General features: G+C 33.9%; 12 protein-coding genes. 5 read left to right on the forward strand and 7 right to left on the reverse strand.

Going from position 1 to position 13,310, the window contains the following annotated elements; all coding sequences use genetic code 11:
- Positions 1 to 67: 67 nt before the first annotated feature.
- The 5 genes from JMUB898_RS10770 to JMUB898_RS10790 form a co-directional block, all read right to left on the reverse strand.
- Positions 68 to 1,441 (reverse strand): cryptochrome/photolyase family protein, encoded by a 1,374-nt coding sequence (locus JMUB898_RS10770; RefSeq protein WP_126501999.1) that lies wholly within the window; start codon positions 1,439 to 1,441, stop codon positions 68 to 70.
- Between the two features lie 341 nt (positions 1,442 to 1,782).
- Positions 1,783 to 3,333 (reverse strand): SLC13 family permease, encoded by a 1,551-nt coding sequence (locus JMUB898_RS10775; RefSeq protein WP_037541170.1) that lies wholly within the window; start codon positions 3,331 to 3,333, stop codon positions 1,783 to 1,785.
- Positions 3,334 to 3,536: 203 nt separating this feature from the next.
- Positions 3,537 to 4,478: a malate dehydrogenase gene (gene mdh / locus JMUB898_RS10780; RefSeq protein WP_002441411.1), complete on the reverse strand. Its 942-nt coding sequence runs from the start codon at positions 4,476 to 4,478 to the stop codon at positions 3,537 to 3,539.
- A gap of 135 nt (positions 4,479 to 4,613) precedes the next feature.
- On the reverse strand, positions 4,614 to 4,910 hold the full coding sequence (locus JMUB898_RS10785) for a hypothetical protein (protein WP_002441409.1): 297 nt from the start codon (positions 4,908 to 4,910) through the stop codon (positions 4,614 to 4,616).
- Between the two features lie 17 nt (positions 4,911 to 4,927).
- The gene (locus tag JMUB898_RS10790) at positions 4,928 to 5,854 is read right to left on the reverse strand and encodes a CobW family GTP-binding protein (protein WP_126514800.1); all 927 of its coding nucleotides are present in this window, start codon (positions 5,852 to 5,854) and stop codon (positions 4,928 to 4,930) included.
- A 224-nt stretch (positions 5,855 to 6,078) separates the two neighbouring features.
- Between JMUB898_RS10790 and JMUB898_RS10795 the strand changes: the two genes are divergently transcribed.
- On the forward strand, positions 6,079 to 6,522 hold the full coding sequence (locus JMUB898_RS10795) for a global transcriptional regulator MgrA (protein ID WP_002441405.1): 444 nt from the start codon (positions 6,079 to 6,081) through the stop codon (positions 6,520 to 6,522).
- Positions 6,523 to 6,665: 143 nt separating this feature from the next.
- Here the strand turns inward: JMUB898_RS10795 and cydC are convergent, their stop codons facing one another.
- Together cydC and JMUB898_RS10805 are read right to left on the reverse strand one after the other, a co-directional pair.
- A complete protein-coding gene (gene cydC / locus JMUB898_RS10800; protein WP_002441403.1) occupies positions 6,666 to 8,363 on the reverse strand; it encodes a thiol reductant ABC exporter subunit CydC in 1,698 nt (565 codons plus the stop codon).
- Between the two features lie 2 nt (positions 8,364 to 8,365).
- Positions 8,366 to 9,994 carry an ABC transporter ATP-binding protein/permease gene (locus JMUB898_RS10805; protein ID WP_037541169.1) on the reverse strand — a complete coding sequence of 543 codons (1,629 nt, stop codon included), beginning with the start codon at positions 9,992 to 9,994 and terminating at the stop codon, positions 8,366 to 8,368.
- 226 nt (positions 9,995 to 10,220) lie between these two features.
- On the opposite strand from JMUB898_RS10805, the gene JMUB898_RS10810 reads away from it, so the two are divergent.
- The 4 genes from JMUB898_RS10810 to JMUB898_RS10825 all read left to right on the forward strand — a co-directional run bounded on the left by JMUB898_RS10810 (position 10,221) and on the right by JMUB898_RS10825 (position 13,200).
- On the forward strand, positions 10,221 to 11,093 hold the full coding sequence (locus JMUB898_RS10810; RefSeq protein WP_002441398.1) for an undecaprenyl-diphosphate phosphatase: 873 nt from the start codon (positions 10,221 to 10,223) through the stop codon (positions 11,091 to 11,093).
- Between the two features lie 387 nt (positions 11,094 to 11,480).
- Entirely contained in the window at positions 11,481 to 12,167 is a 687-nt protein-coding gene (locus JMUB898_RS10815; protein ID WP_037541167.1) for a hypothetical protein, read from the forward strand.
- 6 nt (positions 12,168 to 12,173) lie between these two features.
- Entirely contained in the window at positions 12,174 to 12,620 is a 447-nt protein-coding gene (locus JMUB898_RS10820) for a YaiI/YqxD family protein (RefSeq protein WP_002441395.1), read from the forward strand.
- A gap of 13 nt (positions 12,621 to 12,633) precedes the next feature.
- Complete coding sequence (locus tag JMUB898_RS10825; protein ID WP_037541529.1) at positions 12,634 to 13,200, forward strand: LOG family protein; 567 nt, start codon at positions 12,634 to 12,636, stop codon at positions 13,198 to 13,200.
- Positions 13,201 to 13,310 lie beyond the last annotated feature (110 nt).

Below are 13,310 nucleotides of genomic sequence, written 5' to 3' on the forward strand. Positions count from 1 at the left end.
ATAGCAATCAGAACATAAATTATGCCCTTCCATTATCGATCACTATAATGGAGGGGCATAATTTTCTTTATTCTAACGCCTTAAATTCTGACATCACGTGTGTTCTGCTTTCACTGTGATTGACGATTTGTTTAGGATAATCCTTACCTAGTTCTATCCCTTGTTCTTTGATTTGACGTTCGTATTTATGTGTATCATGTAAATATTTTGCATCGATATCATTCAGTGTTTGTACGAACTTTTTAATATATAAAGCATCTTTATCAAAGCGTTCACTTTGTCTCACTGGATTAAACATTCTAAAATAAGGCACCGCATCTGTGCCAGTTGAAGCCGACCATTGCCAACCGTGCACATTTGAAGCAGAATCATAATCAATGAGTTTTTGTCTAAAGTACTCCTCACCCCAAGTCCAATCGATAAATAAATCTTTAGTGAGAAATTGAGAAACGACCATTCTCATACGATTATGCATATAACCTGTCGTATTAAGTTCTCCCATAGCCGCATCAATAATAAGAAATCCTGTTTTCCCTTCTTTCCATAAATTGAAATTTTCTTTATTATATGACCACTGCAAATCACGATATTTGTCTTTAAATGATTGATGCGCTGTTTCAGGGTAATACGTCATTAATACATAATAAAATTCTCTAAAAATTAACTCACGAATAAAAGATTCGTAATTCTGCTCATCCTTGTCATAATTCTCAAGCAAATCGTTGAATATTTGAATAATATCCAAAACGCCGTAAGCTAAATAAATACTTAACTGACTTGTGAGCACTTCAGGCAAATATTCTCGGTTAGTATTATAGTTTTCAATATCTTTATCTAAAAAGTCAGACCACCGATACTGAGCATCTGCCTCACTTATACCGTATTGACTATAATCACCTTTTACCTTTTGTTGTGATTTGACACCCATTTTTGCGATATCTTTAATATCATAGCTAAATACTGATCTTTTCATTAAATAAGGTCGCCATTTTTTATAAAAACTTGTGAATACTTTATATGGTTCTCCTTTATTATTGCGTGTTTTACTCGGTTTAAAATAATGATTCGCTCTTACTGAAACCACAGATATGCCTTCATTTTTAAAGGACGCACTTTGCTGTAAAATATCATACTTTTCTTCATGGTAACTCATAATATCTCCTGCCAAGACAACCTCGGATATCCCTTTATCTTTGCAAAAATGAGTAAGTTCATCATAATCTACAAGAAACGGTTGAATATCGTAGTCATGCAACGTATCCACAAACTTTTGCAATGTACCATAATAATAATTTGCCTTCATTTCCGCTTCTTTATCAAACTTTTCTTGAGGAATGATGAAATAGCATTGATCTATATCTTCCTTATTTTGAGAGATGTACTCAAACAATGGGTTATTTTCAAGTCTAAACACTCTATTTAAAATGACACCTACTTTCATCGTTGCTACCACCTAACATTAAGATCTTTTTATCTTTATACCCTAAAATGAAGTCTCCAATACTACACAATTTTCCTATGAAATAGACAACAAATAGGAGCGGAAATACACTTTAACAAAATTAATTTCGTTGTCTGCACCCAATTCGCATGTTTGCCGAATTTCTTTTTTTAAAATTTACTATGTTGGGGCCCCGTCGGCAAGGATGGCTAGTAATGATAGGACCTTGATTTAAGCGCATTTTCAATTCAAGTCTCTACTGCCAATATGTTAAAGGAGGCTGAGATCATCAATGATGTCTCAACCTCCTATTCAAAACATAAGATAGTATGCAAATCTTTCTAAACTAATCCTAACCATTTCCAATAGGTTAAACTAAATATAATGACTAGAATGTAACCGACTATGGTTAATGGAATACCAGCTTTTAAGAAATCTTTTACAGTAAATGTACCTGTTCCGTATGCGAGCATATTTTGAGGCGCACTTACAGGTAATAAGAATCCGAAACTAATTACAAATTGTTGAATTAATACAAATCCTATCGCATGGTCTCCTAAATGTAACGTTGATGTTAATGAAATAAATACTGGAATAAGTGCGGAAGATAAACTTGTGGCACTTGCGAATCCTAAATGAATTAATATATTAAATAGCGTAATTAACGCAATCGTTGCAATAATAGGGAGACCTTTCAGCCCCATTAAACCGAATGTTTGGTCACTTAACCATTGGGCTGCTCCTGTTTTTAATAGTACATTACCTAGCGAAATTCCAACACCAAAGACGATAATTGTTCCCCAAGGGATTTTCTTTTCTACACCTTTCCAAGTAATTACACCGACTTTTGGCATTAACATAACGCCTAGCGCAATTAATGTGATAGAAGCAGAATCAATTGGGTGAAGTACTTTTTCAGTAGACCAAAAGAGTAATAACAAAATTGAGATGACTATCAAACGCCATTCTCTTGCACTAACAGGACCTAAGTCTTTCAATTCTTTTTTAATTAATTCCTTTCCGCCTTCTATAGCATCTCTTTCAGGTGGCATCACTTTAACCATGATAAAGTATAAAGCAATTGACATTAATATTGACCATGGCGCTGCGTATAAGAACCACTCTCCCCATGATACATCATGGCCTAAATTCTGATTAATGAAATTGATAGCTACAATATTTTGAGCGGCAGCTGTTTTAATACCGATATTCCAAATTGAAACAGCTTGAACTGAGGTAATAATGAGCAAGGATGCTAACTTACTCTCTTTACTCATATTAAACGCTGCAATCATACCAAGTAGTATAGGTACAACTGCGCCAGCACGTGCCGTTGCTGAGGGTACAAAGAAAGCTAAAACGATAGATACCAAAATAGCTCCGATGACTATATTTCTCGTTTTATTTCCAACTATAGAGAGTACGAGTAATGCTAATCGCTTATGTAAATTGGTCTCTTGCATTGCTGCTGCAAGGAATAATGCAGCTGCGACTAGTGCCACTGCAGAAGTTGAAAAACCACTAAATGCATGTGAAAGAGCGTTATTAGTACCTAGCAACTCACTACCTTTTAATATTGCATCGCCACTTTTAGGGTTGCCTAGCTTTTCACTTAAATTCTGAACTGGACTTAAACCTAATAATAAAATAATCAATCCAAGAATAAGTACAGCTGAAACAGGATAAGAAACTGCTTCAGTCACCCACATGATAACTGCGAATGCTAAGATTGCAAGTGCTGCTTTCGCCATAATAGGTAATCCTGCAGGTGTTGGTAATAATAAAATCCCTATTAATAAAGCAAAACTGATGATAATCCATAATGGCTTGTATGCCTTTTTACTTTGTGAATGTTGACTTTGCGTTTGAGCTTCATGATTCCCTTTAGTCATCACTATCATCTCCTTGACCTAAATTTACACTTAAATTATATCAAGAAAGCGCTTTAAAATGGCGATTTCGTAAGAAAGTACATATAATCATCAAATATTTTCACAATTAAAATATTTGAATACTTAAATAATATGAATGAATTTAAAAACCTACTCTATAGTTTTTGACAACTATAAAGTAGGTTATATCAGTAAATTATTATTTAATTATTTTTCAAAGCATTTTTAACATTTTCAACTGATTGAGCGGAGTGTTGCAATTGTTCTTGCTCTTTATCATTCAGATTTACTTCAACGATTTTCTCAATACCATGATTACCAAGAATTGTTGGCACACCTAAACAAATATCTGAGAATCCATATTCACCATCTAAATAAGCAATACTAGGTAGTAAACGTTTTTGATCTTTTAAAATCGCTTCTATCATTTCATATATTGCAGTCGCAGGTGCGTAATATGCTGAACCTTTTCCTAATAATTCAACGATTTCAGCGCCACCTTTTCTCGTACGTTCAACAATACGTTCTAAGACTTCCTTAGAAATAAGATCTTTAACTGGTACACCATTTACTTGAGTTGATTCAACAAGTGGAACCATCGTGTCTCCATGTCCACCAAGCACAAGTCCATTAATATCTTTCACAGATACTTGTAATTCTTCTGCTATAAAACATTGATAGCGTGCAGTATCAAGAACACCTGATTGGCCAATGACACGTTCTTTAGGAAAACCTGAAGCTTTCAGCGCGGTATATGTCATCGCATCTACTGGATTTGTTAATACTATAATCGTCGCTTGCGGGGCGTATTTGGCAATGTTACGGGAAGTTTGATACACAATTTCTTCATTTGTTTGTACTAAATCATCTCTTGTCATTCCTGGTTTTCTAGGAATTCCAGCTGTCATCACAACAATATCTGAATCTTGGATATCTTCAATTTGAACAGACCCTTGAACCTGAGTATCAAATCCAAATATAGGGCCACTTTCTAAAATATCTAACGCTTTACCTTTAACGAACCCTTCTGATTGAGGACGGTCAATCATTACTATATCTGCTAATTCTTTTTGAGCTAAAATAAAAGCCAACGTTGATCCAGTGTTACCTGCGCCGATAATTGAAATCTTTCTTCTTGTACTCATTAACAATAGCCTCCTAAATAAAATTTATCTATCTAAAAATTAAAAAGCCTTGCTATTTCAATATAATTATAACATTGAAATAACAAAGCTTTTCAAATATCCTTATTCAGCTATAAATTCGATGCGACCAACTGACTAGCCAAATATATCGTGTCTTAGACCGAACACATATAATAATGTGAAGAAAGCTGCACCACTTAAGATCGTTAAAATAAGTGTTAAGATAAGCGTGCGCTTAAAATGTCTAATAAATGCTATAAAGAGCATACCTAAATTATATGCAAAAAATATACCAAATAACGCCATTGTAACTTTAATATCTGGATAAAATATATTAAATAATAGTACGACGATGGCAAATCCTAAATATGGAAAAGTAATCAAATTTCGTTCGAATTTGATTTGCTTTTCGCGTTTATCTTCATTGTTCATCTTTTGACTCTCCTTAATTATGAAAATTGTAACATATCAAGTTTATTTCTTAGTCTATTCACGTCTAGTTGCTCTCCTATGATAACTATCGTTAATGGTAGCACCTTATCTATGACGCCATAATCGGGAAGCCCGTATGCATACTGGAATTCGTATGTAGCATTCGGATGATCTCGAAACTGAACGTAACCTTTCAAACGTAAGACCTCATCAGGCAAACGTAAAATAAATTGATAAAAAAGTTGACGATCGATTGGCCCACTAAACGTATATTGCATACTATTTATACCATGATGATGAGAATGTGTGTGTTGTGTAACAACTTCGTCACGAAATTGTGATAATTTGGAGACATCTACCTTTCCATAAGTCGTTAAGATATGCGGAACATTGGCATTGATACGGTTAAGCGCCTCTTCTAAATGTTGTTGTTCTTCTTCAGAGATAAGATCTATTTTATTCACAATTAATACATTGCTCACTTCAAGTTGTTCTTCCATCAATCTTTTTGTGGATTCAGTATACTGCTCCCTATTTAAAAAGCGTTCAGCATCAACGACCCCAATCACTTGTGGTTGGTGGACATATTGAACTATTCTAGGGTCTTGGCATGCCATAATAATTTCAATAGGATGCGCAATACCCGTTGCTTCAATGATGATATGATTTACATCTTTTTCATTGATGAGCACTTCTAATTGATTCACTAAATCTAACTTCAAATCACAACATACACAACCGTTTAATATAGAATACACTTCTACCATATCGGTTAAATGATTACCATCTACATCGAAAGAGCCAATTTCATTCATAATTACTGATATTTTCTCATCAATTTTTAATAATTCGCTCATATAATGTGTCAGTAAAGTAGTTTTTCCACTACCCAAAAAACCGCTAATGATAGAAATTGATATTTTTTCATCTTTATTATTTCTCATTTTATATTTCCTTTTCTATTACAAGCATTTTTGAAAATGATAACATAAATATTTAATTATCTTTTTACTTGATTTAATGTAAGATATCTTCTAAAATTTAAGCATACTTTAATTTTAGCATGGCATTGAATCAAAGTGTTGCGCGAATTAAATTTTGCACAACATAGACGGATTCCAATCCGAAAAAGAGAAAACACGGATAGAATGTCTGGAGGAGAACTTTAATGTCTGATCAACACAATTTAAAAGAGCAGCTATGCTTTAGTTTGTACAATGCTCAAAGACAAGTTAATCGCTACTACTCTAACAAAGTCTTTAAAAAGTACAATCTAACTTACCCACAATTTCTTGTATTAACAATATTATGGGATGAGTCACCTGTGAATGTCAAAAAGGTTGTTACAGAATTAGCACTTGATACAGGGACTGTATCGCCATTACTTAAACGAATGGAACAAGTTGATTTAATCAAACGCGAACGTTCAGAAGTGGATCAACGCGAAGTATTTATTCACTTAACTGACAAAAGCGAAATGATTAGACCTGAATTAAGTAGTGCATCGGAAAAAGTCGCAACAGCTTCTTCATTATCTAAAGAAGAAGTTAAAGAACTTAACCGTTTATTAGGCAAAGTGATCGATGCATTTACTGAAGCGAAAGAAAAATAGTAAGTTTCTGTCATGAAATTAAAGTTAAAGCTTAAAAATTGATATACATTTTAAAATGAAACATGAAAAACTCGTACCGCTTTTGGGTACGAGTTTTTTTTATCTCTAGTTCGTTAGCTATTCCCTTTCTTAGTAAACTCAATCTAATCTTTAACTAAAGGGCTCGTCTTGTTATTTAATTCAAGCATTTGATGTAAATAGCTATCTTCGTTTAATAATCTGTCATATGATCCAATTTCTTTCATTTCTCCATCTAACATGACCACAATTTTGTCAAAGCGAGACAGTACATCTAAATCATGAGTTGCCACAATTAATGTTTCAGAAGCTTCTTCAATTAAATTCATTACTTTCTTAGTATTATCTATATCTAATGCTGTGGTCGGTTCATCTAATATCCAGATACGTGCATCATCTCTCAACAATAATCGGGCTAAACTTAATCGTTGTACCTCGCCCCCTGATAGATTCTCACCATTTAAACTCACATTTCTATCTAAATCTAGGTATCCTAGACCAACAGATTGAAGCACGCCTTCTAATTCAGCATCTTCTTTATCTGAAAATAAATTATCTCGCACTGTTCCGTCAAACATATGCTGAGACTGTAACATGCCGTTGATATAACGATATTTTTCCTCATTATCAATATCTGTTACAACTTGACCATTCAATGTGACATGTCCTTGTTCAACTTGATAAAGTCCTAGCATCACTTGGAGTAAAGTACTTTTACCTGAACCGGAAGGACCTATGATTGCGACTTTTTCACCTTTCTTTATCGTTAGATTGATATCATGGAGTACTGGTGTTTGTTGATTCCAATATTTGAATGTGACATGTTCTACCTCAAATAGTTCAGTTTTCGTTTTTTCACTTTCAAAATGAGCATCATCACGAGATTCAGACACATCTATAACTTCATTAATTTCAGCAAGTGCTTGATCGGTATCAGCTTTGTAGTATGCAACATTACTCATTGGCACTGCTTGCTCAAATAAAGTGAGTACCATTAAAACAATACTAGTTAAATATACGACATCTAGATGACCTGCATGTACTTGTTGTGCACCGATGACTAAACTTAGAAAGATTGAAATCATGGCTATTAAATTAAGCATATAATCATATAAAGATAAGAAACGTCGTTCTCTTGCTTGCAAGGCATCAAAATGCTCAAGGTGGTTGAGCACATCTGTTTTAAACGTATGGGTTTGTTTAAAACGTTTTAACTCCTCGTTTCCCTCTTTATAGTCATAAAAACGTTGAAGAAAATCACTTTGCTGTAGAGCGACTTGTTGTTTTAGTGTCCGTGCCCTTTTCGCACTCAACCATGGCACGATCCATAACGTCAATATCATACTTACAGCTATCAATAATGCATGCATCGGCGTAAAGAAAATAAATGTGATGATTGACACAATGGCAGTTAGACCGATAACTACGGGTGGATAATACACTCTTAAATAGATGTTTTGTAAGGCTTCAACTCGACTAATCATACGAGAAATTAAATCACTTGAATTAAATTTACGATACACATCAGGAACTACAGGAATTAATTTTTCAAGAAATTGAACTCTGACATCTCTTAACATCGTAAAAGTTGTTTTGTGAGAAAGTAGTCTTTCAATGTAACGTGTAATGGCTCTTAAGAATCCAAACATTTTGACTGAGACAACAAGCACCATTAAGGCATATAAGGGTGCACCAAGTGCACTTTGAGTCACCATGTACCCACTTAAGAAGAACATTGCTAATGCGACAAGGCCTCCCAGTACACCTACTAAAATTGCTAATATTAAATCTTTATCTATACGAAAATGAATATGTGGTTTCATCTCTAACGATTCACCTCACTTTGAGATACAGATATCGTTGCATCATCTTTGATGAGTTGACCATTTTCAAGATAAATACGTCGTTCAGCTTGATTAATCGTAGTGTCACGATGAGCAATAATAAGCATTGTAGTCTCTTTGAAATGGTCTTGAAGTACTGCTTGAATCGTACGTTCAGTTTCAATATCTAAACCTGTAGCTGGTTCATCGAATATGACTAATTCAGGTTTCATAAGTAGTAGACGGCTCAATTCAAGACGTCTCATCTGACCACCTGACAACATTTCCCCACCTTCACCGATTCGTGTATCAATACCGTCCTTAAGTGTAAGTACTTTGTCTTTAAGTCCTACTTCGTCTAATACTTGAATAATGTCTTCATCAGAAATCTCATAATCATACATTGCAATATTGTTTTTTATTGTATCCGTAAAAATATAGGGATTCTGACTTAAAAAGCCAATCCGTGTTTCTTCCATATTAAATATCGCTTCACCGTCAGAAGGTTTTACAGACTGACTTAAAATATGCGCTAGCGTCGTTTTACCGGCACCACTCGGTCCAACAATTGCAATTTTATCGTTCTGATAGATTGTTATATTAATGTTTCTTAAGGCGTATTGCTCACTGCCTGGATAACGATATGACACATTTTCAACCTTTATTTGTGGTTCCTGGTTGTTATTAACTTTTGGAGTAGGGGATGGGAGTTGATCTTCAGCTTCTAAAAAGTCGAACACAACATCGCTTGAACCTTCACTTTGTTTACCCGTGTGAAAGGCTTGTCCTAAATCTTTTATCGCATTATAAAATTCTGGCGCAAGAATGATAGCAATGGCAGCTGTTACAAAGCTGATTGAATTAAATACCACGAGACTAAGTGCTGCTTCAAGTGCTACCAAACCAATGCCTAACATACTGATAAATTCGAGCATTAAGCCTGATAAGAAGGCACTTTTTAAAATACGCATTGTTAAATCTCTAAATCGAGTACTATCTTCATATAAATGCGCTTTAGTTTGCTTTGTTCGATTTAATAATTTGAGTGTAATTAACCCTTTAGCAGTATTCAAGAAGCGCTGACTAAATTGATTAAGATATGTCATTTGATCTTTCGATTCGTCTCTGGTTTTAAGTCCAAAAATGATATAGAACATGGGAATAAACGGCGCAGTAACCATCATAATTAATGCAGTTGGTAAATGAACAAAACACATCGCTATAATAATGGCAACTGGAATCATCATTGATTTAAACACTTGAGGTAAATAACTTTGAAAGAATGGTGCAATGCCATCAATACTTTCAGTTAATATGTTCATTTGTTCTCCTATGGCTCGAGGACTGTTTTTATTTATAACTTGTCGACGCAAATCAGTTTTCACTTTATAAGCCATGTGGTCACCAATGCGTTGATTCAACATATTAAATGTTGCACGTGCAATAAGTACTACAAGGATGACTATAAATAGATATATTAATGGTTGCTTATGATTGTAAAGTACATGATTTAAAAAACGTGCAATTGAGATATTTTGTATGACAACTGTTATGGATAAAAAAATGCTCACGATACACATGAGAACTGGATATATTTTATATTTAAATACTAAATTTGTTAGTTTTTTCACAATAACTTCACCTACTTTCATTATAAAAGGTTTGTTGTAAATATAAATTAATACGCTCATTGATTTTTTGAAGATTTTATTTTAAATATCAAAATAAATTGTTTATAAGACTTTGGTCTAGTTTTATGGGATTAGGCTACCACTATTTTTCTTTAATGTGCTATGATGATATGGTAATTTTAGTGAATGAAAGACTATATAAAAGTTTGATGAAAGTGGGTCAATTATGTTTTTAATTGAATTGATAAAAGGCATCATCTTGGGTATCGTTGAAGGTCTGACAGAGTTTGCCCCTGTGTCATCTACCGGACACATGATACTTGTAGATGATATGTGGTTAAAGTCCACTAAATTTTTAGGTGAGCAGTCTGCCTTCACCTTTAAAGTGGTTATCCAATTAGGTTCTGTATTCGCAGCGGCATGGGTTTTCCGTGACCGTTTCTTAGAAATATTACATATCGGGCATCACAAACCTGATAATCAAGCATCTGTACAACGTCGTTCTCAACCTAAACGTTTAAATTTAATGCATGTATTGGTTGGTATGATTCCAGCCGGTATTCTAGGTTTCTTATTTGATGATTTAATTGAAAAATATTTATTCAGTGTACCTACTGTAATGATTGGTTTATTCCTAGGTGCAATTTACATGATTTTAGCTGATAAATATTCTGAAAAGGTGCAACATCCACAAACTGTAGACCAAATTAATTACTTCCAAGCATTTGTCATCGGTATTTCACAAGCCATTGCCATGTGGCCTGGTTTCAGTAGATCTGGTTCTACAATTTCTACTGGTGTATTTATGAAATTAAATCATAAAGCAGCATCTGATTTTACATTTATTATGTCTGTTCCAATTATGTTAGCAGCGAGTGGATTATCTTTATTAAAACATTATGAATACATTCACTTAGCACATATTCCATTCTATTTATTAGGATTCTTAGCAGCATTCATTGTTGGCTTAATTGCGATTAAGACATTCTTACATTTAATTAGTAAAGTCAAATTGATTCCATTTGCGATTTACCGAATCGTCTTAGTTGTTATCATTGCAATTCTATACTTCGGTTTCGGCATCGGCAAAGGAATTTAAAGAAACACTTGGATTTGTAATCCTTAGTGTTTCTTATGCAATGGACACCAGTCCATTGTAATCCTAACTGAAAATGACTTATTTTTTCCTTAGTACTTCTTATGCAATGGACACCAGTCCATTGTAATCCTTTAATTTATGGATTTCTTATCCTTTATAGCAATACTAGTTTCTATGTAAGTGAGTACTTCTTACTTAAAAGGTGCAACCTTTTAAGCACCTTTGATATACACTTGTGAGTTAATTCCGAACTCGCAAGTGTTTTTTTATTTCATTTTCAAAATAAGCCTTATAGGTTAAATGTATATATCCACTGGTCACTCTCGTTTACTATCATGTATCATAGGGTATGAATAAGAATAGTAAAAATTAATGGAGGCAACGAGTATGGACAATAAGAAACTCATTAAGACTTTAATCAATGTACTACCTATCGTGATCGTACCGTTAGTCGTTGAACGTAAACGTATTAAAGAACATCCCGACGTACGTAAAGCTACTGATGCTACGTCTAAAGCAACTTCAAAGGCAACGTCTGCGATTTCAAATAAAGCTTCTGATGTAAAAGAATATGTTGGCGATAAAAAACAAGAATATGACAACAAACGTGAATTGAAGAAAATTGCGAAAGAAAATGATCCTGAATACATCGAGAAAAAAGGCGAAAAATTAGCCAAGAAAAATCGTAAAGAAGCTGACAAAATGGATAAAAAGCTTCAGAAAAATATTGAGAAACGACACAAAGAAGAAGACAAACAACGTGAAGAAAATCAAAAACAACGTATTAAAGATATGAAAAAATCTCAAAAATATGAAGAAAAAGTCGGCTTAACTCCTGGTAAATTAGATGATAAAACAGAGAAAAAAGGCGAAAAATTAGAAAAAGATAATCGTAAAGATGTGAAGAAATTAGATAAAAAGCTTCAAAAGAATATTGAAAAACGTCACAAAAAAGAAGAAAAACAACGCGAAGAAGCTAAAAAAGCTAGAAAAAAGGAATTTAAAAAATATGATGATTACGTGGCTGACAGTGTCGTAAAACAGAATAAAGAATCTGATGATTCTAAAGCCTAAATTGTGATGACAAAAGTAATCATAGATGGAGATGCTTGTCCTGTTGTTAATTCAGTGATTGAATTAACCGAAGGGACAGGCATTTTTGTTACGGTGTTGAGGAGTTTCAGCCACTTTTCACATCAAATCCAACCTGAACATGTTAAAACTGTGTATGTTGATGATGGACCTGATGCTGTCGATTATAAAATTGTACAAATAGCGACAAGTGAGGACATTGTCATTACTCAAGATTATGGTTTGGCAAGTTTACTTATAGACAAAGTACGTGTAGTCATGCATCATAAAGGAAGTATATATCGTTCAGATAATATTCAAAGTTTGTTAGACCAACGTTATCTTAACGCACAAATTAGAAAGCAAGGTGGCCGTCATAAAGGTCCTCCACCTTTCACAAGAGAAGATAGATTAAAATTTGAACAAGCATTTTCGAAAATTATTAAACAACTTTAGGAGGTAAAACATGATAAGAAGAATCGCAGTTTATTGTGGTGCAAGCAAAGGAAATGATCCATCATATGTTAAAGAGGCTTATGAATTAGGTAAATATATGGCTGAACAAGGTTATGAACTTGTCTTTGGTGCTGGATCAGTTGGTATTATGGGCGCTATTCAAGATGGCGTACTTGATCATGGCGGTAAGGCTATAGGTGTCATGCCTAAGATGTTAGATGAACGAGAAATTACCAGTCAAAAAGTGAGTGAACTCATTTTAGTAGATTCCATGCATGAACGTAAAAATAAGATGACAGAATTAGCAGATGCATTTGTGATGGCTCCAGGCGGTGCTGGTTCTTTAGAAGAGTTCTTTGAAATGTATAGTTGGGCACAAATTGGCATTCACCAAAAACCTATCGGAGTTTTCAATCTTAATGGTTTCTTTGAACCGTTACAAGCTTTAATTGAACATATGATTAAAGAAGGATTTATTGATAAAAAATATAAAAAATTAGCACCACTGTTTGATACTAAAGAAGCATTGATAGAAGGTTTACACAACTATAAACCTCTTGGTGTACGTACATACGATTAAATGAAACGCATCTATAAGCAATTGAACACGCTTATAGATGCGTTATTAATTTAGGTTTTGAAAGAGAAAGTTGACTATATATAGGCAGTAGCTGACTGAATTGAAAATGC

The sequence above is a fragment of the Staphylococcus caprae genome (assembly GCF_003966625.1).
Lineage (GTDB): Bacteria > Bacillota > Bacilli > Staphylococcales > Staphylococcaceae > Staphylococcus > Staphylococcus caprae.